The organism is Trinickia violacea (genome assembly GCF_005280735.1).
Taxonomy (GTDB): Bacteria; Pseudomonadota; Gammaproteobacteria; order Burkholderiales; family Burkholderiaceae; genus Trinickia_A; species Trinickia_A violacea.
Map to the genome: position 1 here is coordinate 947,277 of NZ_CP040077.1, position 22,613 is coordinate 969,889.

General features: G+C 64.2%; 19 protein-coding genes. 5 read left to right on the top strand and 14 right to left on the bottom strand.

All coding sequences use genetic code 11. The features are described from left to right. Positions 1–202 precede the first annotated feature (202 nt). Entirely contained in the window at positions 203–682 is a 480-nt protein-coding gene (locus FAZ95_RS04270) for a FapB/FapC family functional amyloid domain-containing protein (protein WP_137331312.1), read from the top strand. 123 nt (positions 683–805) lie between these two features. Here the strand turns inward: FAZ95_RS04270 and FAZ95_RS04275 are convergent, their stop codons facing one another. After that, positions 806–1,552, bottom strand: a complete 747-nt coding sequence (locus FAZ95_RS04275) for a GntR family transcriptional regulator (RefSeq protein WP_137331313.1) — start codon at positions 1,550–1,552, stop codon at positions 806–808. Positions 1,553–1,738: 186 nt separating this feature from the next. Between FAZ95_RS04275 and FAZ95_RS04280 the strand changes: the two genes are divergently transcribed. Continuing rightward, entirely contained in the window at positions 1,739–2,584 is an 846-nt protein-coding gene (locus FAZ95_RS04280; RefSeq protein WP_137331314.1) for an aldo/keto reductase, read from the top strand. 62 nt (positions 2,585–2,646) lie between these two features. Here the strand turns inward: FAZ95_RS04280 and FAZ95_RS04285 are convergent, their stop codons facing one another. The 11 genes from FAZ95_RS04285 to FAZ95_RS04335 form a co-directional block, all read right to left on the bottom strand. Continuing rightward, positions 2,647–3,087: a hypothetical protein gene (locus tag FAZ95_RS04285; protein ID WP_137331315.1), complete on the bottom strand. Its 441-nt coding sequence runs from the start codon at positions 3,085–3,087 to the stop codon at positions 2,647–2,649. 265 nt (positions 3,088–3,352) lie between these two features. After that, entirely contained in the window at positions 3,353–4,123 is a 771-nt protein-coding gene (locus tag FAZ95_RS04290; protein ID WP_137331316.1) for a hypothetical protein, read from the bottom strand. A 461-nt stretch (positions 4,124–4,584) separates the two neighbouring features. After that, entirely contained in the window at positions 4,585–6,687 is a 2,103-nt protein-coding gene (locus FAZ95_RS04295; protein WP_137331317.1) for a dipeptide ABC transporter ATP-binding protein, read from the bottom strand. Next, complete coding sequence (locus tag FAZ95_RS04300) at positions 6,684–7,547, bottom strand: ABC transporter permease (RefSeq protein ID WP_137331318.1); 864 nt, start codon at positions 7,545–7,547, stop codon at positions 6,684–6,686. The genes FAZ95_RS04295 and FAZ95_RS04300 overlap by 4 nt, the downstream gene beginning before the upstream one ends. Continuing rightward, positions 7,544–8,554, bottom strand: a complete 1,011-nt coding sequence (locus FAZ95_RS04305) for an ABC transporter permease (RefSeq protein WP_137331319.1) — start codon at positions 8,552–8,554, stop codon at positions 7,544–7,546. Before FAZ95_RS04305 ends, FAZ95_RS04300 begins: the two co-directional genes overlap by 4 nt. Positions 8,555–8,622: 68 nt before the next feature. Beyond that, on the bottom strand, positions 8,623–10,299 hold the full coding sequence (locus FAZ95_RS04310) for an ABC transporter substrate-binding protein (protein ID WP_137331320.1): 1,677 nt from the start codon (positions 10,297–10,299) through the stop codon (positions 8,623–8,625). Positions 10,300–10,559: 260 nt separating this feature from the next. Further along, positions 10,560–11,060 carry a cupin domain-containing protein gene (locus FAZ95_RS04315; protein WP_137331321.1) on the bottom strand — a complete coding sequence of 167 codons (501 nt, stop codon included), beginning with the start codon at positions 11,058–11,060 and terminating at the stop codon, positions 10,560–10,562. A 108-nt stretch (positions 11,061–11,168) separates the two neighbouring features. Continuing rightward, entirely contained in the window at positions 11,169–13,280 is a 2,112-nt protein-coding gene (gene fusA, locus FAZ95_RS04320; protein ID WP_137331322.1) for an elongation factor G, read from the bottom strand. Positions 13,281–13,593: 313 nt separating this feature from the next. Further along, complete coding sequence (locus FAZ95_RS04325; protein WP_137331323.1) at positions 13,594–14,094, bottom strand: DUF192 domain-containing protein; 501 nt, start codon at positions 14,092–14,094, stop codon at positions 13,594–13,596. Between the two features lie 151 nt (positions 14,095–14,245). After that, complete coding sequence (locus FAZ95_RS04330) at positions 14,246–14,446, bottom strand: hypothetical protein (RefSeq protein ID WP_137331324.1); 201 nt, start codon at positions 14,444–14,446, stop codon at positions 14,246–14,248. Positions 14,447–14,857: 411 nt separating this feature from the next. Further along, positions 14,858–15,427, bottom strand: a complete 570-nt coding sequence (locus tag FAZ95_RS04335; protein WP_137331325.1) for a pseudouridine synthase — start codon at positions 15,425–15,427, stop codon at positions 14,858–14,860. 373 nt (positions 15,428–15,800) lie between these two features. Here FAZ95_RS04335 and icd point away from each other — a divergent pair, with 373 nt between their 5' ends. Then, complete coding sequence (gene icd / locus FAZ95_RS04340; protein WP_137331326.1) at positions 15,801–17,057, top strand: NADP-dependent isocitrate dehydrogenase; 1,257 nt, start codon at positions 15,801–15,803, stop codon at positions 17,055–17,057. 83 nt (positions 17,058–17,140) lie between these two features. Here icd and FAZ95_RS04345 read toward each other — a convergent pair whose 3' ends face one another. Next, positions 17,141–18,946, bottom strand: a complete 1,806-nt coding sequence (locus FAZ95_RS04345; protein ID WP_137331327.1) for a hypothetical protein — start codon at positions 18,944–18,946, stop codon at positions 17,141–17,143. A gap of 675 nt (positions 18,947–19,621) precedes the next feature. Here FAZ95_RS04345 and FAZ95_RS04350 point away from each other — a divergent pair. Beyond that, a complete protein-coding gene (locus FAZ95_RS04350; protein ID WP_137331328.1) occupies positions 19,622–20,014 on the top strand; it encodes a hypothetical protein in 393 nt (130 codons plus the stop codon). A 155-nt stretch (positions 20,015–20,169) separates the two neighbouring features. Beyond that, complete coding sequence (locus FAZ95_RS04355) at positions 20,170–21,837, top strand: multicopper oxidase family protein (protein WP_137331329.1); 1,668 nt, start codon at positions 20,170–20,172, stop codon at positions 21,835–21,837. A 127-nt stretch (positions 21,838–21,964) separates the two neighbouring features. Here FAZ95_RS04355 and cspD read toward each other — a convergent pair whose 3' ends face one another. Next, positions 21,965–22,171, bottom strand: coding sequence for a cold shock domain-containing protein CspD (cspD, locus tag FAZ95_RS04360; protein WP_017776809.1), 207 nt, complete (start codon positions 22,169–22,171; stop codon positions 21,965–21,967). Positions 22,172–22,613 lie beyond the last annotated feature (442 nt).

Consider the following 22,613-nt stretch of genomic DNA (forward strand, 5'->3'; position numbering starts at 1 on the left):
GTGCGCGGCGTATCATTTTTTTATAAGAACAGCGGACCGGCGCAAACGTTGCTGCGGCAGGTTTTGCGGCCGTTCCGGCCGTTTCCGCCTTCTCGTGCGCAGGATGGCTGAATTTGACGGTATGTCATCCTCAACTTTTTCCCGGCGCGGTCGTTAAACCTGCGTAGCTAGCTATCCAATCTGGAGTCGTCAGGAGCTACGCATGAAAATCCATCCCTTGGCTGCCGCCGTGTGCTCGTTCGCCATGGCCGTCTTGCCTGCGCTTGCGGCGGGTCAGGCGTCGTCGTCCGATCCGGATTTGAATGCCGTCTTCGGCTCCGTCAAGCTGACGTCGACGCAGACGGTCGGCGGTTCGGCCAGCATCGGCCCGTCCTCCTCCTCCGCCAAGGGCGCCTCGTTCGACGCCTCGATCGGCGCCGACGCGATGAAGAACGTGAGCGGCAACGTCGGCGTGAATGTCGCCGCCGGCGCGCTCAACGTGCAGGCCAATCAAATCGCGCTCATCGACACCCCGGCTGCCGATATCTCGTCGAACCAGACGGTGGCGGCCGCCGTGCATCTTTCCGGCAGCGGCAATGCGGCACTCGGGTCAGGCGCGCTCACGGGCGTGTCGGGCAATGTGGGCGTGAATCTCACCGCCGGCGTGGGCAACGCGCAATACAACGGCTTCATCATTCACTGACATGTTCGAACACTTCTGGTCGTTCACTGCCTGGTTGACCGCCGGCGTCGTCTATGGCGTGCCGTGCGTGGCCCTGATCGTGAGGCAGCGCACGTCGGCGCGCGTGCGCCGACGCCATCGCGCCTACTTGCGCAGCTCCGCGACGAAGTCATAATAGTCGTTGCGGCAGTAAGTGTCGGTAAGTTCGATTGCGCGCTGCTCGGCGGTGTAGCCGACGCGCGTGATCAGCAAGAGCGCATCGTGCGGCGCAATGCCCATCTGATGCGCAATCTCGTCGCTCGCGTTGACCGCGCGAAAATGCTGCAGCGCGCGCACGATCGCGAGCCCGCGCTGTTCGAGGTAGGTGTAGAGCGAATCGCCGATCGCCTGCGGATCGGGCACCACCGACGAAGGCAGCGTCGAATTCTCGACCGCCATCACGATGCCGTTGGCGAGGCGCAGGCGTTTCAAACGCGTGACCGCCGCCGCCGGCGACAGTCCCAGCTGAATCACTTCTTCCCGATTGGCCGGCTGAATGTCGCGCGAGATCCACTGCGAGCTCGGCGTGAAGCCGCGCCGCCGCAGCATTTCGCTGAAGCTCGACAGGCGCGACAGCGGATCGTCGTAGCGCGGCGTGATGAAGCTGCCCGCGCCTTGCGTGCGGCGGATGAGCCCCTGTTCGACCAATAGCGCGATCGCCTTGCGCGCCGTGATGCGCGAGACGCCGAGCGCCTCCGACAGCACGCGCTCGGACGGCAGCGCCTCGCCCGCGTTCCAGCGGTTTTCGTGGATCGCGTTGCCGAGCTTGCGGGCGAGTTGCAGATAAAGCGGTGTGTCGTTGTCCGGGTCCGGGCGCAGATCGCGCCAGCGGTCTTCCGTGGTTGGGCTCATGAAGTGAAAGCGGCGAAGGGCAAGCGGCAATTTTATGTCATTGGCGCGCGGTGTTATAGCGGGGTTTTGCCAATCGTTACGATCGACGGTCCGGCGAAGGGCTAAACTCGGCGGCATCCATCGCACGAATCTTGCGCGCTTATCTTGCAAGCGTCGTTCGCGCGTACCTTCCGCAAAGGAGATGTCATGACCGCTGACCCAGCCTACGTCAGCTTGCCCGACGGAGAGCGCATCGCGAAGCTCGGACAGGGCACCTGGGAAATGGGCGAGCGCGCTTCGCGACGTGCGTCGGAAATCGCCGCCTTGCGCGAGGGCATCGAGCTCGGCATGACCGTGATCGATACCGCCGAAATGTATGGCGAAGGCGCGACGGAGACGCTCGTCGGCGAGGCGCTCGCGGGCCTGCGCGAGCACGTGTTCCTCGTGAGCAAGGTCTATCCGCACAATGCGAGCCGGCGCGGCGTTGTCGCGGCTTGTGAGGCGAGCCTGGAGCGCCTGAAGACAGACCGGCTCGACCTGTACCTGCTGCACTGGCGCGGCGGCGTGCCGCTCGCGGAGACGATCGAGGGCTTCGAGGCATTGAAGCGCGCGGGCAAGATCCGCCATTGGGGCGTGAGCAATTTCGACACCGACGACATGGAAGAACTCGTCTCGGCGCGCGGCGGGCAAGCGTGCGCGACGAACCAGATCCTCTACAACGTCGCGCGGCGCGGACCGGAATACGATCTGCTGCCATGGCTCGAGGCGAACAAGATGCCGGCGATGGCATACAGCCCGGTCGATCACGCGCGCCTGCCGAAGCGCACGCCGCTCGACGAGATCGCGCATGCGCGCGGCGTGTCGTTGGTGCATATCGCGCTGGCTTGGGTGCTCGCCCAACCGAACGTGTTTGCGATTCCGAAGGCGGGCAGTGTCGAACATGTGCGCGAGAATCGGCGCGCACTCGATCTGCGCTTCACCGAGCACGAACTCGCGGCGATCGACGCGTATTTCAAGCCGCCGCGCGGCAAGCGCCCACTCGAGATGCTCTGAGCGCAACGGGGCGCGTCACGTTGCATGCGTCACGGGCGCGCCCTCGCGCCATGAATGGCCGGTCAATTGCACGCGTGATGCATATGGACGGAGCCGAGCACGGCGATTTCAGCGGGCGTGCGCTTGAGCGCGTCTTCATCGACTTGATGGGTATCGGCGACGAACTCGTCGACGATCGTCGCGACCGGCGTGCCGGAGAGGCACAGCGCGACGTGTTGCACCGCCTCATTGGGCACGGCGGCGCGCTGGCCGAGAAACAGCACGCCGTATTGATAGCCGTGGATGATGCCGCGCACGGCGCCCACGCATTGGCCTTGGGCGCCGTTGTCGGTTTTTTGCTGGCAGAGCTGGGAGAGCGTGTAGGCCGAGAACGATGGATCGGTGTGCGGCGCTTCCGCTGCGGCCGCTTGCTGCGCATGCGCTTGAGAAGCCAGCGCGAGCGCCGAGGCGGCGAGCAGGGCGCCGGCGGCGCGCGCTGCCGGGGTGGAGAAGTTTCGCTTCATCTTGATCGCCTCTTCTCGAATGTCGAATTCGATAGAGGAATTCGTGCCCGTTTGGTTCCGCTTGGTTCCTGCGCGCGGGTTCGTTAGCGCACGGATACCCGTGCGCGATACCGTAGCCGCTTTCCACTTTCTGCATTCCAGGTCCGCGCCACGAGCGGTGACGTTCGACCGGGGGATCGTGCCGTCACCGCCACATGACGCTCGGAAGCGCTTGGTTGGGATGGGTGTGCCGGGTGCGATGGCGTCGAGATGCCATCTCCGGAATCTAGCGTCCCTTGCCGCCCGAACCGTGTCCGCCGGAGCCACCGCCGAAACCCCCGCCGAACCCGCCACCAAAGCCACCGCCAAATCCTCCTCCGATGCCGCCCATTCCTCCCATGCCGCCGCCGGGGCCGCTAGGACCGCTCGGGCCGCCGTGGCTGCTGCAGCCACAACCGCTACTGCTGCCACCGCTGCTGCCGCCACCACTGCTGCCGCCACCACTGCTGCCGCCACCACTGCTGCCGCCACCACTGCTGCTGCCACCGCCGTTGCTGCCACCGCCGTTGCTGCCACCGCCGTTGCTACCACCGCCGTTGTTACCACCGCTATTGCCCCCACCAACGCCATTACCGCTTGCACTTGCGCTCCCAACACCACCTCTACCGCCCGATCCTGTCCCGCTGTTCGACGTACCCGCCGGGTCGCCTCCGCCTAAGCCGCTCGAACCGGCCGCGCCGTTCGCGGCAGGACCGCCGCCTCCGCCCGCGTGCTCGTTGCACGCGCCGCGGTTCGGATCGTCCCGGCAAGTCCTGACGAGGAAAACCGAGGACACATCGTCGGCGCTCGTCGCGGCCACCGTTAAGCGCTGGACGTTCGGAGCCGCGGCGGCCGGCTCCGTTGCGGCCTCGGCATCGACGAGCCACCCCGGAATCACATCGCCGGAAGTCGCCGCGTGCACGCCGTTTGCCATCTGCATGACCGCGATGCCGGCTGTCAGCGCCACGGCGCCACGCGTCATTGAATGGCAGTACTTATTAAATGATCTGGTTTTCATGACGCATCTCCCGAGGCAACGGCCAGTCGCGCGTTGTTGTCGTACCGTTTGGCCATTCGCCCGCACGGCTTGCGTGACCGCGAAGCAGGCGGTCCTCGGACCGATGGTGCAAAGCACGCGCACGCGTCCGAGCCGTGATGCAAACGGCGGATGCTGCGCCCGCGAGGCCGGTGTTCTATTGGCTGCTCGTCGATCGAAAGGCTATGCATCAGCACGATCGGCGGCCCGGCCGTATGCGCCTTCTTTAGCGATAAGCGTGCCATTGAGCCGAAACCCCCGCCGCATCTGCGGCGGGCGCCGCGTGCTTGGTACCGCCTCGAGTGAAAATCGTGAAAACGTTTCGAGCGTGAAACGGACGGGAGAATTTGCGCCGCTTCGCGTTACATCGGGAATTGCGCAGCACAGCGCCTGTCAGCCGATGCGAACCTGTGGCGAGGAAGGGCGGCGCGAATGCGGCGGCCCTACGCGCGCTGCGGCTTGCGCTGCAATTCGCGAAGTTCGTTGATCGGGATATGGCAGCGAATGCGATGTTCGCCGCCCGCGTCGACGAACGGCGGGTCTTGCTGCTCGCAGATCGCGCCGAGCTTGCGTGGGCAGCGCGTCTGGAACATGCAACCCGAAGGCGGTTCCGCCGGGCTCGGCAAATCGCCGGAAAGACGAATGCGCGCGACCGTGCTGCCGTCGCCGTCGAGCGTCGGCACCGACGAGAGCAGCGCCTCGGTGTACGGATGGTGAGGACCGTCGAACACCGCGCTCGCCGGACCGATTTCCATCAGGCGGCCGACGTACAGCACGGCGATCCGGTCGGAAACATAGCGCACCACATGTAAGTCATGCGAAATGAACACGTAGCTCACGCCGCGTTCGCGCTGCAAGTCGGCGAGCAGATTCAGAATCGCGGCCTGCACGGAGACGTCGAGCGCCGAGGTCGGCTCGTCGCACACCACGACACGCGGGTCGCCCGCGAACGCGCGCGCAATCGCGACGCGCTGCTTGAGTCCGCCCGACAACTGCCGCGTGCGCACGCCGAGATAGCGTTCGGGAAGGCGTACCGCGGCGGTGAGCGCGGCGAGCCGCGCATCGTGCGCGGGGCCGCGCAGCGCGCCGAGCTTCGACAGCGCGCGCCCGATCAGCCGCTTCACCGAATGCGCGCGATTGAGCGCGGAATCCGGGTTCTGAAACACGATCTGCAGCGACTTCACCTGATCGTCGTTGCGTCCCGTCACGCGCGGCGGCAACGGTGTGCCGTCGAGTTCGAGCACGCCGCCTTCATCGGGGGCGACGAGTCCGAGCAGTAGTTTCGCGAGCGTGGTCTTGCCGCTGCCCGATTCGCCGACGAGGCCCAGCGTTTCGCCGGCGGCGAGATCGAGCGAGACGTCGTCGACGGCGCGCAGCGGGCCGCCCGAAACGTGGAAGGTCTTCGACAGATGCGCGGCGCGCAATGCGAGCGGGCTGCCGTTCATTTTCGCGGCGGCAATCGCGGGGCTTGCGCCGTTGGCGGCGGCAACGCTCGCCACGCGCGGCAATTCGATCGCGCGCTCGTGGTAATGGCAACGCGACATCTGATCGCCGTGCGCGGCGTTCACGCGATAGGGCGGCGGCGCCTCGCGCCGGCAGCGTTCGTCGGCGAGCCGGCAGCGTTCCGCGTACACGCAACCCTGCGTGACGGACCCCGGCGGCGGCAGGCTGCCCGCGATGGTGTCGAGCCGGTCGATGTCCTTGCTGCGTCCCGGGCTCGGCAGGCAGCGCAAGAGACCCACCGTGTACGGATGGCGCGGATGCTCGAACACGTCTTGCGTCACGCCTTCTTCGACGAGCTTGCCCGCGTACAGCACGCCGACGCGGTCGCACATGCGCCCGATCACCGCGAGGTTGTGGCTGATGAAGAGCACCGCCGTGCCGAGTTCGCTGCGCAGTTGCGCAACGAGATCGAGCACTTCCGCTTCGACGGTGGCGTCGAGCCCGGTGGTCGGCTCGTCGAGAATCAGGAGCGCGGGGTTCGACGCGAGCGCCATCGCGATCACGACACGCTGCTGCATGCCGCCCGACAGTTGATGAGGATAGCTATCCATCACGCGCTCGGGCGCCGCGATGCGCACGCGCCGCAGCATCTCGAGCGTGCGCGCGAGCGCTTCGGCGCGCGTCGCGCCGGCCGCCTCGAACGCTTCGGCGACTTGCCGCGCGATCGTCATGGAGGGATTCAATGCGCGCGACGGGTCCTGATAGACCATCGAGATCGCATTCGCGCGCAGCCGCCGCAAGGCGTCGGCGTCGAGTGCCGCGATGTCTTGTCCAGCAATGGAAATGCGCCCGGCCTTGACCTTGCCGTTGCGCGGCAGATAGCGCAGCGTCGCCATCGCGACCGTCGACTTGCCGCAGCCCGATTCGCCGACGAGCCCATACGCCTCGCCGCGCCGCACGCGAAACGACACGTCTTGCAGCACTTCGCGATCGCGTCCGCGCATCCGGTACGTGACGGTGAGGCCGACGACAGTCAGCGCGTCGGCCTTGTCGCTCTTGGAAACTTCGAACGCCGGGAATTTGGCGGGTGGGGGGCCATTCATCGGTCGAGCACCCCCTGCACGCTGTCGGCGATCAGGTTCACGCCGACCACGAGCGTCGCGATCGCGAGCGCATCGAACACGACGGTCCACCACGCGCCGCCCGCCATCAGCGTGTATGACTCGGAGAGCGCGAGCCCCCAGTCGGCCGAAGGCGGCTGGATGCCGAAGCCAAGGAACGACAGCGTCGCGACGGCGAAGATCGCGTAGCCGAGCCGCACGTTCGCTTCTACGGCGATCGGCGGCAGCACATTCGGCAGGATCTCCGCGAACATGATGTAGAGCGCGCTTTCGCCGCGCAATTGGGCAGCGGCCACGTAGTCGAGATGGCGCTCGGCGAGCACGGCCGCGCGCACGGTGCGCGCGGTGATCGGCGTGAACGTGATGCCGATCACGAGAATCACGGTCGCGTTCGAAGCGCCGACGGCCGCGAGCGCGAGCAGCGCGACGATCACGAGCGGCAGCGCGAGCAGGGCATCGATCGCGCGGCCGACGATGTTATCGACCCAGCCGCCGAAGTAACCGACGAAGAGGCCAAGCGCCGTGCCCGCGAACGTGCCGAGCAGCGTGGCGAGCGGCGCGATCGTGAGAATGTCGCGCGCGCCGACGATCACGCGCGAGAAGACGTCGCGCCCGAGCTGATCGGTGCCGAACCAGTGGACGTGGTCGGGCGGCGTCAGCGAATTGAGCGGATCGGATGCGTACGGATCGAGCGGCACGACGAGCGGGCCGAAGAGCGCGCATAGCACCCAGAACGCGACAATCAGCACGCCGACGACGAAAGCCGGCGAGCGCAGCAGCACGCGCAGCGTTTCGAGGTACGCATGCTTGGGCCGCGCGGCGATATCGAGGGCGGTGCTCATTCGGCGCCCCTCACGCGAAGACGCGGATTCAAAGCGACATAGAGCGCATCGGCGGCGAGATTGGCGACCGTGTAGACAACGCCGATCGTCAGCACGCCGGCTTCGAGCATCGGAAAATCCTTCGATTTCGCGGCGTTGTAGATCAGCGAGCCGATGCCTTGGTAATGAAACAGCGTCTCGACCACGACGAGCCCGCCGATCATGTAGCCGAGCTGCGTCGCGGCGACGGTGATGGTCGGCAAGAGCGCATTGCGCAGCACATGCCGCACGATGACGACGCGCTGCGGCAGACCCTTCAGGATCGCGGTGCGCGTGTAGTCGGCGTCGAGCGCCTCGACGGTGCCCGCGCGCGCCATGCGCGCGATATAGCCGAAGAACACGAAGACGAGCGGCAGCACCGGGAGGATCAAGTGCTTGAGCTGTTCGAAGAATCCTGCGCCGGCTGGGTAGTTGGCTTCGATCGGCAGCCAGTCGAGCCAGATGCCGAACACGAGGATCAGCACGATCGACGACACGAACTCGGGCACCACGGTGGCCGACAGCCCCGTGATGCTGATCGCGCGGTCGAGCCAGCGTCCGGCGTGCATCGCGGCCCACACGCCGCCCGCGATGCCGAGCGGTACGACGACGATGAACGCGAGCGCGCCGAGCTTCGCCGAGTTGCCGACCGCGCTCGCGATGAACGGCGCGACGGGCGCGCGAAACGCGTACGACATGCCCATGTCGCCCTGTACGAAGTGCGTGATCCATTCGACGTACTGCACGAGGAGCGGCCGGTCGACGCCGAGCTGATGATCGAGCGCGGCGACCGCGCGCGCGTCGGCGAGCGGGCCGAGAATGGCGCGGCCGACGTCGCCCGGCAGAAGCTGGCCGCCCGCGAACACGATCACCGACAGCAGCCACAGCGTGACGAGCGACAACGCGAACCGCGTCGCGAGAAAGCGTGCGACGCGGGCCGCATTGCCGTTGATGGCCCGCCGTTGGGGAGAAGTGACCGTGGTCGACATCGTTGGTTCGTGAATGGCTCGCTTGAATGCCGCGCGTAACGCTGCGTTATACCGCCGCTTTTGCCAAATTAAGCCGTGAGCGTCGCGCGATCGAAGTACAGCTGCTGGAGCGCCGAAAAGCGCACCCCGTTGACCGTCTTGCGTGTCGCAATCAACTGATCGAAGAAGTATGGGATCACGACGGGCGTCTCGTCGAGCAAGAGCGTCTGGATCTGACCGGAGATCTTCTTCTGCTGCGCGATGCCGAGCGCGCCGACGAACTGCGCGACGAGCGCATCGTACTGCGGGTTCTTGAAGTGCGCCGCGTTCCAGGTGCCGCTCGAGGTGAGCGGCGCGCTCAGGAACACGTTCGGCACGCCGCGGTGGCCGTAGTCGGTGATGCCGAGCGGCGAGTCGAGCCAGTCCGATTTGCCGGGCGTGCCCGCGCCGTAGTAAAGCTCCTGGCTCTCGACCTTGAGCGATGTGTTCACGCCGATCGCTTTCGCCGCGTTCTGGATGACGACCGCCAGATCGGGAATCTCCATGAACTTCTCGGTGGTGAGCGTGACGTCGAAGCCGTTCGGGTGTCCCGCCTGCGCCAGCAATTGCTTGGCCTTCGCGAGGTCGAGCTTGCGCTGTGGGATCGCGGTGTCCGTCGAGGGAAACACCGGCGCAAACGGGCTGTCGTTGCCGAGTTCCGCGCGGCCGTGGAAGAGCCCGCGCACCATCACGTCGCGATTGATCACGAGAGCGAGCGCCTGGCGCACGCGCTTGTCGGTGAACGGCGCGAGATCGTTGCGCATGTGGACCTGCCGATGCGCGCTCGACTTCACGCCTATCACCTTGAAGCTGGGATTGTTCACGATGCCGGCGCCGCCCTGAATCGTGAAGGCGACCATCACGTCGGCCTGCCGGCCCTGCAGCGCGAGGATCTGCGCCTGCTGGTCCGCGTAGAACGAAAACTGTACGCGCTCCGGCAACGCTTTTTCGCCCCAGTAGTCGGGGTTGCGCACGAACGAGGCACCGACCTTCGGCGTGTACTTCTCGAGCTTGAACGGACCGGTGCCGACGAAGCTCGCTTCGTAGTTGCCGCTGAAGTTCGCCGGCAGCATCACGGCGTTGTAATTGTCGGAGGAAACGTAGTAGGGGAAGTTGCCGTTGGGCGCGTCGAGATGGAACGCGACCGTGTGATCGTCGACGACCTGCGTGCCGCCCTTCGACAGCACGCCCTTGAACACCGACAGCGCCGCCGAGCCGCTCGCCGGGTCGGCGAGGCGGTCGAACGTGGCCGCGACGTCTTTCGCCGTGAACGGCTGGCCGTCGTGGAACTTGACGTTCTGGCGCAGCTTGAAGGTCCACACGTCGCCCTTGTCGTTCGGCTGCCACGACAATGCGAGCGACGGTTTCAGCGCCAAGTGCTCGCTGTCGTCGTCGACCAGGAACTCGCCCGTCTGGGTCAAGAGCCCGGCGCCCGAGGCGTCCGACACAGTCAGCGGGTTGATTGCGCCGGCCGGCATCAGCTGGGCGACGCGGATCGTCGCGTTGGCGCCGCTCGCGCCTTGCGCACGCGCCGTGCGCGGCACGAGGAGCGCGCCGCCGCCGGCAGCGACCAGCAAGCCTGAAAGCCCCATCACGCTGGCGTGGCGCAGCAGTTCGCGGCGCGTCACGCGGCCCGCGAGATATTCGTCGATGGCGTGATTGCCCAATTCGCCGGCATCGCGGCGGGCGGCTTCGAGAGCCAAGCGGAGTTCCGCAGGAGTCTTCATCGATGAGTTTTCCGTTTCGTGGAGGGGCGCGCCTCCTGGGGCGCGTTTGAGACGAGCGGTACTGCGATGATGAAAGCGGTTTTAGTGTAAGCGATTGGACCCGTTTGCGTCGCGTTCGTGCGTGCTGCGGGCGGCCCGCGGGACGGGAAGCCCGCCGATGTGTGTCATGCCGACAACGGGGCGTTCGCCGTGCGTCGCTGCGGCGCAAAAGCCGCTGCTATGGCTGCGCTATCGGGCGGCCAGCAAGCAGCGTTCCCGATTCAATCATCGTGCGGATGCTTGTGGATGGGATCGACCCAATAGACGGTCTCCGGCGATTCGACGGCATCGATATTCAGGTTCACGACGACCGCCTCGTTGTCGCTGCGCACGACCACGCATTCGAGCGGCTCGTCGGTGCTCGCGTTGATCTCCTGGTGCGGCACGTAGGGCGGCACGAAGATGAAGTCGCCGGGGCCCGCTTCGGCCGTGAATTCGAGGTGCTCGCCCCAGCGCATGCGCGCCCGGCCGCGCACGACGTAGATCACGCTTTCGAGCGCGCCGTGGTGATGCGCGCCCGTCTTCGCGTTCGGATGGATGGTGACCGTGCCGGCCCAGATCTTCTGGGCCCCGACGCGCGCCGCGTCGATCGCCGCCGCGCGGTTCATGCCAGGCGTCTGCGCGGTGTGGGTGTCGAGCTGGTCGCCGCGGATCACTTTCACGCCGTGCTCGCGCCAGTCCACGTGGTCATGTTCGCCTGAAGTGCCGGGTTGCTCGCTCATGACGTCTCCTTGCATCGCTTGAAGAAAAAACCCATCCGAAACGGTGTGCTTCGGATGGGCCGTATCGCTTGCCGGAAGCATCGGGCCGGGACCCTGCCCGGCCCGCGTTCACCTCGTCGACTTCGAGTTGATGATCGCCTCCGACACATTCCCCGGCGTCTCGGCGTAGTGCTTGAACTCCATCGTGTAGGTGGCGCGCCCTTGCGTGAGCGAGCGCAGCGACGTCGAGTAGCCGAACATTTCGGCGAGCGGCACCTCGGCGCGCACGAGCTTGCCGCCGCCGCCGGCGATGTCCTCCATGCCCTGCACGATGCCGCGCCGGCTCGACAGATCGCCCATCACGTTGCCCATGAAGTCTTCCGGCGTCTCCACTTCGACGTGCATCATCGGCTCGAGCAGCACCGGCTTCGCGCGGCGCATGCCTTCCTTGAATGCCATCGAGCCGGCCATCCGGAACGCGTTTTCGTTCGAGTCGACGTCGTGGTAGGAACCGAACGTGAGCGTCGCCTTGATGTCGACGACCGGATAGCCCGCGAGCACGCCGGACTTGAGCGTCTCCTGAATGCCCTTGTCGACGGCCGGAATGAATTCGCGCGGCACCACGCCGCCCTTGATCGCGTCGACGAATTCATAACCGCCGCCGGGCTTCTGCGGTTCGAGCTTGAGCACGACGTGGCCGTACTGGCCGCGCCCGCCCGACTGCTTGACGAACTTGCCTTCGACGTCTTCGGCCGTGGTGCGGATCGTCTCGCGATACGCGACCTGCGGCTTGCCGACCGTCGCTTCGACGCCGAACTCGCGCTTCATGCGGTCGACGAGAATTTCGAGGTGCAGCTCGCCCATGCCCGAGATGATCGTCTGGCCGGATTCCTCATCGGTTTGCACGCGGAACGACGGATCTTCCTGCGCGAGACGATTGAGCGCGATGCCCATCTTTTCCTGGTCGGCTTTCGTCTTCGGCTCGACGGCCTGCGAGATCACCGGTTCGGGGAAGATCATCTTCTCGAGGATGATGATGTGGTCCGGGTCGCAGAGCGTATCGCCGGTCGTCGCTTCCTTCAGGCCGACCGCCGCCGCGATATCGCCCGCATACACTTCCTTGATTTCCTTGCGCTCGTTCGCGTGCATCTGCAGGATGCGCCCGAGCCGCTCCTTCTTCGACTTCACCGGGTTGTAGACCGTGTCGCCCGAATTGACGACGCCCGAATAGACGCGGAAGAAGATCAACTGGCCCACGAACGGGTCGGTCATGATCTTGAACGCGAGCGCGGAGAACGGCTCTTCGTCGCTCGGATGGCGTTCCGCTTCCTTGTCGTCCTCGTCGTGGCCGAGAATCGCGGGCACGTCGACGGGCGAGGGCAGATAGTCGATCACGGCGTCGAGCATCGCCTGCACGCCCTTGTTCTTGAACGCGCTGCCGCACAGCATCGGCACGATCTCGTTGGCGATCGTGCGCTTGCGCAGCGCGGTCTTGATGTCTTCTTCGGTCAGCGAATGGTGATCCTCGAGGTATTTCTCGAGCAGTTCCTCGCTCGCCTCGGCGGCGGCCTCGACCATCTTCTCGCGCCATTCCTGGGCAGTAGCCTTGAGGTTGTCGGGGATGTCCTGATACTCGAACTTGACGCCCTGGCTTTCCTCATCCCAGATGATCGCCTTCATCTTCACGAGGTCGATCACGCCCTGGAAGTGATCTTCCGCGCCGACCGGAATCTGGATCGGCACGGCGACGCCTTTCAGGCGCTCGCCGATCTGCCGCTGCACGCGGAAGAAATCGGCGCCGACGCGGTCCATCTTGTTGACGAACGCGATGCGCGGCACCTTGTACTTGTTCGCCTGGCGCCACACCGTTTCCGATTGCGGCTGCACGCCGCCGACCGAGTCGTACACCATGCACGCGCCGTCGAGCACGCGCATCGAGCGCTCGACTTCGATCGTGAAGTCGACGTGCCCCGGGGTGTCGATGATGTTGATCCGATGCTCGGGGTAGTTGCCGGCCATGCCTTTCCAGAAAGCCGTGGTCGCAGCGGACGTGATCGTGATGCCGCGCTCTTGCTCCTGCTCCATCCAGTCCATCGTCGCCGCGCCGTCGTGAACCTCTCCGATCTTATGGCTCACGCCGGTGTAGAACAGAATGCGTTCGGTGGTGGTGGTCTTGCCGGCATCGATGTGAGCGCTGATGCCGATGTTCCGGTAGCGCTCGATGGGGGTCTTGCGGGGCACGTGAGCCTCCTTGGAGTTAGGCGCCGCCGACGTTACCTGACGGGCGGCGCTGGCGGACCGCGCGGCCGGAAACGCCGGATCGTGCGGCTTGGCCGGACGACCGGGCGCGGCGCTTGCGGTGACAGACTACAAGAATAGCGCTTGGCGAAGGCTTTTGCAGGAATCTTGCCAGTCCCGGGAAGGGCTGGCGCGGCGGGCGTAAGCGCCGGAAAAGCACGCCCGGCGCGGCGGCGGGGAGCGCGGCCTGGCGTGGGGTTGGCGGATCGAGTTCGCGTGGCTAGAGCGTCTCTTCGGGGCGCTCCGAAGCGCAGCCTTATTGCGGCTGCGGCAAGCCTTGAATCTTCATGCCGGGCTTGATGCCCTTCGCGGCGAACCACCCCTTGCTCATTTCCAGCGCATAGACGCCGTTGTTCGTCGGGCAGTGGTTGTTGGTGGTCTCGGCCTGCATCTCGTCGATGTCGGTGACCGTGCCGTCGGCGCGCATGAACGCGATCGACAGCGGGATCAGCGTGTTCTTCATCCAGAAGCAATGCACGGCGTTCTCGTTGAACACGAACAGCATCCCTTCGTTCGGTTCGAGCTTCGTGCGATACATGAGGCCCTGTTCGCGGTCGGCGTCGTTCGCGGCCACGGCGGCGTCGATCGCATACATGCCGATCGACAGTTTCGCGCGCGGGAAGTCGCCCGGCTGTTTGGCGCCGGGAGGCATTTGCTGCGCGTACGCGGCGCTCGATGCGGCGAACGACAGGGCGGCGACCGGCAATGCGACGGCAAGCGCCACGCGCGCCATCAACGAGCTCGGGGAAAATCGCACGACACTACTCCTTGCTGATTGGAACCTGCGCATGTTACGCGAGCGGCCATCAAACCAAAAGAAAAAGGCAGATCGCCTTGCGGCCATCTGCCTTTCAACGCCGTAAAGAACGGCAGGACTGCTAGTTCTTGACTGCGTTGTTACGACAAACTTACTCCGAAGCTGCCGAAGCGGCTTCTGCCTTCTTAGCGTGCTTCTTAGCGTGCGACTTGTGCGTTGCCTTCTTAGCCGTCGAAGCAGCAGCGGCCGGAGCAGCCATTGCGCCCGAAGCAGCCGGAGCCGGAGCCGAAGCTTGTGCGAAAGCAGCCGTTGCGAAGAGGCCAGCGACCAGAGCGGCGATCAGTTTGTTCATTTTGTAAATCCTCAGCTTTAGTTAATTAACCAAATGACCCGGTCATTGAGTCAAGTCGGTAAACGTGCCATCCACCTTTCGGTTGACAGCCGCATCAAACAATTTTGCTGACGCGTCTGCGAGCTGTGGGACCGCCTGTTCACACCGCCGTAACGGCTAGGACAAACGACCTTGAGGCTAATGCCGGATAGCTTTCGGCGGCATCTGCGTCGAATAACGCGTGGGTTTGCGAGTCGGTTGACGAGATTTTTCGCGAATTCATATTCGAGATAGTGGGAAGCCGCTATTCTTCGGCGATAGATGCGTTCGCAACCAATTTGGGATAGCCGAAGAGGTGCAAAAAAACTTTTCGGTACAACGGCTTAGTGGGAATCAGGTGCGGCGGTGCGAGTGTGAAACATTCGTGAAACGTCAGGCGATGCCGTCCCACGGCGCACGCGGCGGCAGCGTCGTGGTCTGACCTGGCTCAAGGCCGAGCGCAAAGATATCGAGCGCGCCGATGCCGACGCGCACGAGCCGCAGCGTCGGAAAGCCGACCGCCGCGGTCATTCGCCGCACTTGACGGTTTTTGCCCTCGGTGATCGCAAGCTCGATCCACGTGGTCGGAATCGCCGCACGATAGCGGATCGGCGGCGTGCGCGGCCAGAGGGTCTCGGGCGGTTCGACGAACTCGGCGCGGCACGGGCGCGTCACGTAGTCACCCAGATCCACGCCGCGCGCAAGCGCTTTTAGCGCCGTTTCGTCGACGGCGCCTTCCACCTGCGCCCAATACCGTTTGACAAGTTTGTGACGCGGCTCGGCAATGCGCGCTTGCAGTGCGCCGTCGTCGGTCAGGAGCAGGAGGCCCTCGCTGTCGGCGTCGAGGCGTCCAGCCGGATAGACGCCCGGCGTCTTCACCCAGTCCGCGAGCGACGCGCGCGTGTCGTGCTGCGAGAACTGGCAGATCGTGCCGAAAGGTTTGTTGAGAGCGATCAAGGGCATACAGGAATTTCCGCTAACTCGAGCACGGCCACGCTTATCCGGCTTATCCGCCGAAGCGCTTCGGCGCGCCGCCGGTGCGCCTCGGATAAGGTGCCGGGCTCAGGTGGCGTCGATGGCAAATGGCGGAATGTTAATGCATAATACGGTGCGTGAAGTCTTATGTCTTATATAAGACTTGCTCGGTGTCGTGCTTGCTGCGCTCTGCTGCGCGCGGCACCCGGCAGTTCTCCCTGCCCAGCCCGCATAAGCCGCGTGGGCTAGAATAGCGGTCTGGCCGCTCGTGGCGTCCGGCGTTGCTTGCAGTGAGATAGCGCCCGGTTTTGCAGTTCCCCTCTGCTTCCTATACCAAGCTCAGCCAACACTGGAGTCGATCATGCCGTATCAGCACATCAAGCTCCCGATCGGCGGTGACAAGATCACTGTCAACGCCGACTTTTCGCTCAACGTTTCCGACCAGCCGATCATTCCGTACATCGAAGGCGACGGCACGGGCTTCGACATCACGCCGGTAATGATCAAGGTGGTCGACGCCGCCGTCGAAAAAGCCTACGGCGGCAAGCGCAAGATCCACTGGATGGAAATCTACGCGGGCGAGAAAGCGACCAAGGTGTACGGCCCGGACGTGTGGCTGCCGGAAGAAACCCTGCAAGTGCTGAAGGACTACGTCGTATCGATCAAGGGGCCGCTCACGACGCCGGTCGGCGGCGGCATCCGTTCGCTCAACGTCGCGCTGCGCCAGGAACTGGATTTGTATGTGTGTCTGCGTCCGGTGCAGTACTTCAAGGGCGTGCCGTCGCCGGTGCGCGAGCCGGAAAAGACCAACATGGTGATCTTCCGCGAGAACTCCGAAGACATCTACGCCGGCATCGAATGGCAGGCCGGATCCGAGCAGGCCAAGAAGGTCATCAAGTTCCTGCAGGAAGAGATGGGCGTGAAGAAGATCCGCTTCCCGGATTCGTCGGGCGTCGGCGTGAAGCCGGTGTCGCGCGAGGGCACGGAGCGTCTCGTGCGCAAGGCGATCCAGTATGCGATCGACAACGACCGCCGCTCGGTCACGCTCGTTCACAAGGGCAACATCATGAAGTTCACGGAAGGCGCGTTCCGTGACTACGGTTACGCGCTCGCGGCGAAGGAATTCAGCGCGGAGCTGGTGGACGGCGGCCCGTGGATGAAGATCAAGAACCCGAAGACGGGCAGCGACATCGTCATCAAGGACGTGATCGCGGATGCGTTCCTCCAGCAGATCCTGCTGCGTCCGGCCGAGTACGACGTGATCGCGACGCTGAACCTGAACGGCGATTACATCTCCGACGCCTTGGCCGCGCAAGTCGGCGGTATCGGCATTGCGCCGGGTGCGAACATGTCGGATTCGGTTGCGATGTTCGAAGCGACGCACGGCACGGCGCCGAAGTACGCAGGCAAGGACTACGTGAACCCGGGTTCGGAAATCCTGTCGGCGGAAATGATGCTGCGTCACCTCGGCTGGACCGAAGCGGCCGATATCATCATCGCGTCGATGGAAAAGTCGATTCTGCAAAAGCGTGTCACGTATGACTTCGCGCGCTTGATGGAAGGCGCGACGCAAGTATCGTGCTCGGGCTTCGGGCAGGTGATGATCGAGAATATGTAGTGAGTGTTCGAGCCTTCACGGGCTGAAATGAAAACCCCGGTCGAGTCAGAGGCTCGCCGGGGTTTCTTATTGACGATCGGTGATCAATCGTTGTACTTCCACTCGTTGTAGTACGCCGTCTTGCCGACGGTCCAGTACAACTCGGCAAGGCGCGAACCGCCGACGATCAGCGACGGGAACGCACACGTGCTCGTGCATTGCTGCACGTTGTTCTGCGCCACGCCGGCCGTCACCGACTCCGTGTACTGACCATTGGCCGCGAACGGCGTCGGCCCGACCCACCACCCATCGACTTCCGTCGACGGCGTCACGCCCGTGCCCGGCATGGCCTGAATCTGCGCTTTCGCCACCAGCGGTGCGATGTTCTGATTGTTGATCAGGTTCGACCACGACAAGCTGATCGAGGTCTGCGCAGTGGTGGCGAGCGAGCCGCCAGGCATCAGCGCGGAGATCAGCGTGCTGGGCGTCAGCGACTGCCACGGCACGCTCGCGCCCGCCGATGCGGCGGCTGTCGGCGTGATGTTCATGACGCTCGTGCTGCCGAGCTGATTGCCGCTGGCGTCGTAGAACGTGACCGTGTACGTCGCGAATTGCGGGACGCTCGACACCGCGATCGGTTGCGGCGTGTAGAAGCCGAGACTGTTCGTCCCCGGCGTGAACGTCGAGGTCGCGCCGGGCAGCGCTGCCCACGACCAGCGATAGAGGCTGGTGTTCGAGTTCGTCGTCACGCCGCCCGTCGGGACGCTCGTGAGCGCCTGGCTCGTCAGCCCGAGCGTGGTGTTGCCCGTTGCATTGCGCGGCACCAGATAGATCGTGCCGTTGATGCCCGGACCCGTCACCGATGCCGAAGCGAGATTCGCCGGGTTCGGCGTACCCGTTGCGCCCGCCGGGATGCTGATGCCGAGACCGGATTCGTAGCGTCCGAACGGTGCATCGGCGCTGTCGACGAAAATGCGGCGGCTCACGTAAGACGTGATCGTGACGTTGTACTGCTGCTGATTGCCGATGATGTCCCACGTGCCGCTGCTGGTTTCCTGCGCGACGGTGACGTCTTCGCCGTTCGCGCCGTTCAGCGTGTAGGGCAGCGCGATGAGCGCCTGTTGCTTGCCGTTGGTGCCCGTGAAGAACTTGACCGTGTGCGGCATGCCGAGCGTCGCGCCGGACGCCGTCAGCGACGGATGCGCCGTCGCGAAACGGGTGAAGCCGTTTTCGAGGTAGCTCGAATCGATGGCCGAGCACGACGTCGACGAGGCCGACAGGCACTGGCTGAGCGTGGAGATCAGCGAGGTCAGGTAGTTGGCCGGAGCGGGCGGTGCGGCGAGCGGCGCCGAGACCGAGCTGCCCTGAACCAGCGGAAAGCCGGCCGACGGATTGGCGCTCGACACCAGCTCCGTGCCGCCCGAAGGATTCGGCACGATCTGCACCGAGTCGATGACGGCGTCGGGGCCGGTCTGGTTCGGCGTGAACGCGGTTCCGATCGGATCGAACGAAGCGCTGAGGCCGTTGGCGCTCAAGATCGGAGCCAGCGCGCTATCGAGCGTCGCGACCGCGCTGGAAACAGACGATGGCGTCACGAGCGATTTGAGGCTGCCGCTTGCCGAGAGGTCGAGCGGGTTGCCGCTCGTCGTCAGCAGAGAGGCGACGGCGGTGGTCAGCGTCGTGACGTTGGCGACGACGGGCGCGCTCGTGCCGCTCGGCAATTGGGACACCACCGAGACCAGCGTCGGATTCACGCCCGACGGATCGGCCGCCACGACCATGAACGGCGCGGTCAGGCCGCTCAACGACACCGTGTAGGTTCCCGAGCTGTTGCTGGTGGCGGTCGTGCTGTTGCCGTTCACGTCGATCACCGTGACGTTGGCGTTGGCCACGGCATTGCCGACTGCCACGGTTCCCGTCATCTGCGTGGGAGTTGCGGAATTATTCGCGGAAGTGGCGGCGCTGCTACCGCCGCCGCCTCCGCAGCCCGCGAGAATAGAAAATGCCAAAGCGCCGGTAACGGCAAGTGCCAATCTCGATTTGGCCGGATTGAGTGATTTAACGTTAAGTTTGGTCATATCTCGGAAATATTGTTTATTGTGATTCGCCACCCGTGGTATGGGGATGCACCTTCTTGAAGCAACGTTTCGCGCCGATTCACCGGCTTTTGCAGCTTCTCCTCGACGCTTTCGGCTTGCCGCTCGGATTCCATGTGAAATCGGAATCATTGAATTACTCGCGGAAGTGAAAGTAATTTGCAAGATTAATAAAGCTGAATTTAGGTTTGCAAATGGTTCGCCGAGTTGTCTTTCTTGTGCTGCATAGCTATTAACGGTTCGGCTTCTGGTTTATTGAGCGCATTGAAGATCAATCGATTGGCTTGCGAGATAACTCGTTGATATTTTTATGGATTGGTTTTTATCTCGAGTTTGCTTCCGGGGGTATCGAGTTTCGTGCGTTTTGCTCGAGTTAGTCGGCGGCACGGCCGAGTGCGCGGAGCGCTTTGCGATATCATTCGATTGATCCGGTTTCATTCGCCCGAGCGTGAACAAGTCCGTTCGGCGGCTTTGCTTTTTGGTGCATTCATGAAGTGGATGTCGCGCATTCTTCTGGTTTTCCTGCTGTCGGCGCTTCCGATGACGGGCGCGTTCGCACATCAGGTGGGTGCTGCCGGAAGTGAGCTTTCCGTCTTGCCCGCAACGGGCGATTTCTTCGCAGCGCGTCACGCCGATGCGGCGCTCTCGACTCTAGTTGCACTACCGCCTCGCGACACGCACTGCGCCACGGGCAACGATGCCGCCGGCCATGACTGTGGGCACGCTTGCTGCACCGTCGCGTGCGGACTTCACTGCGGCGCATTGCCGAGCGCGTTTCATTTCTCGCCGAATGCGGCGGCGGCTTGCGCACCACCGGTCCCGACCGACGCCGCACCCGCGAGCCTCACACACGCGCCGCCTTGGCGTCCTCCTATCGCCTGACCGTTGCGCCAATCGATGGGGCAATCCGAAGCCTTCATTGGCACGACTGCTGTGGACCGACGCGCATCGCGACGCGTCCGCACGTTGCCCCTTTCGCAAACGGTCAATCGCGAAGCGCGGTTTGCACGCGCTTCGCTTGCAATGAGGAACCCTCGATGATTCGCAGAGAATTTCTGGTCCGCACGCTTGGCGCGGCGGCCGCGTCGCTGTTCGCTCGCGACGTATTCGCCCAGCAGCATGCGCACGGCATGATGGAGATGCCCAACATGCCAGCCATGCCGTCGATGCCCGCCGGCAAGATGCCGATGATGTCCGCGGCGCTCGCGCCCGCCGATGCGCTGCCTGCCGGCGCATCGTTGCCGGCCTTGCGCACGCTGGTCAACCAAAGCGGCGAGCGCGGCGTTTTTCGCGCGACGCTGGTCGCGAAGCCGCATTCACTCGAGTTGCTGCCGGGCACGACGACATCGTTTTGGCTATATGGCGACGATCCGTCCGCCGTATCCGGAAGCCCGATCAATGGTCCCGTCGTCGGTCCGTTGATCGACGTGCGAGAAGGCGACACGGTCGAGATTGCGTTCGTCAACGGCTTGCTGCAGCCTTCGACGATTCATTGGCACGGCATGCCCGTGCCGCCCGATCAGGACGGCAACCCAATGAACCCGGTTGCACCGGGCGCGACGCACGTCTATCGCTTTACGCTGCCGCGCGGCAGCGCCGGCACGTACTGGTATCACCCGCATCCGCACATGGTGACGGCTGAGCAGGTCTATCGCGGTCTCGCGGGGCCGATCATCGTGCGGGCCGCCGACGATCCGCTCGCCGAGTGGCCCGAGCGGCATCTGTTCATCAGCGATCTGAAGCTGGCCGCGGACGGCACGGTAGCGCCGAACGACATGATGGACTGGATGAACGGCCGGGAAGGGCAGTTCGTGCTCGTCAATGGCGTGCGGAGGCCGCGGATCGTCGTGTCGCGAGACGAGCGCTGGCGCGTGTGGAACGCGAGCAGCGCGCGCTACGTGCGTTTGACCTTCGACGACGGCCGCCGCTTCGCCCAAGTCGGCACCGACGGAGGCTTGCTCGAAAGTCCGCGCGAGGATTTGACGGAGCTGCTGCTGGTGCCGGGCGAGCGCGCAGAGCTGATCGTGCGTGCGGGGAGTGGGGAGGGCGCGGAGGGCGCGCGCACGGCGCCGTCGCGCGCGGTGCTGACGGCGGCCGTCTACGACCGGAGCAAGATGGCGATGACGCACGGCAGCTTGCCGCCCGACCCGTCGCGCGCGCTCGCGGACGTCGAATTCACACCCGCCGCAGACGCGAACGATGTCGAGGCGTCTAGCGCCAACATTCAGGCGCAGCGCCTGCTGCCGACGCATTTACGCACGATCACTTCGCTGGGCAAGCCCACGGCGCGCAAATCCGTCGTGTTCTCCGAGCAGATGGACATGGCCGCGATGCACCGTCCTGGCGCATCGAATCACGGCATGCCAGCGGGCATGAGCTTCCTGATCAACGGCGCAACCTACGACCCGAACCGCACCACGCTGACGAGCCGCCGCGGCGAGGTCGAGCTATGGTCGATCGAGAATCGTACCGATATGGATCATCCGTTCCATCTACACGGCACGCAATTCCAGATAGTGGAGCGCGAGTCCGACGGCAAGACGATTCCCGAGCCGTTTCGCGCCTGGCGCGACATGGCGAACGTGAAGCCGGGGGAGACCGTGCGAATCGCGACGATGCAATCGATGCGCGGCGAACGCATGTTTCACTGTCACATTCTCGAGCACGAGGATCTCGGCATGATGGGCACGCTGAAAGTCATCTGAAACAAAGTCAGCGCGCGTTTTCTATATGGTGGGATTTGACGCGGCTTCGAGATCTTTGAGATATCAATAAGCCAAAAAGAAACCCGGCACGAGGCCGGGTTTCCAAAGCTCAGCGAATCGAACGTTATCAGGCAGCGGCCTGGATGTTCGATGCCTGTTTGCCTTTAGGTCCTTGCACGACTTCGAAGCTGACCTTCTGACCTTCCTTGAGCGTCTTGAAACCGTTCATCTGGATGGCCGAGAAGTGTGCAAACAGATCCTCGCCGCCTTCGTCGGGCGTGATGAATCCGAAGCCTTTCGCGTCATTGAACCATTTGACCGTACCAGTTGCCATACCAACTTCCCCTGTAACTCATGTCCTACCACGAGCACGCTCGAAAAGCTCAGCGGCCACGGAACGCAGCCGCCCCCTCCTCACTAGCTCACCTCGGCATTTTTTCGTACCTACGCACCTGCTGCGGCCAGCTGAAAAAAAGTGCCAGCTTGATTGTTGGATCTCTTTATTCGAGTGTCAAGTGAATTTTGAGACGTTGTGTGGAGCGTTGTATCAAACGCATTTCTAGGGTTTTTCCTGCTTTTCTTGTGTGCGCCAGCGCAAGCGTCGAGTCTTGAAAAGACGCATAATCGACGCACATAGGGTCACGGGCCGCGCCGGGACGGGCTCTCAGCCCGTCGGCACGCGATGTGCGATACTCGACTCGACTCTGCCAAGGGGCAGCAACGAACCCCGGCGATGTCGAAGGCCGGCGCCGCGATCGGCCGCGAGAATGCGAGCG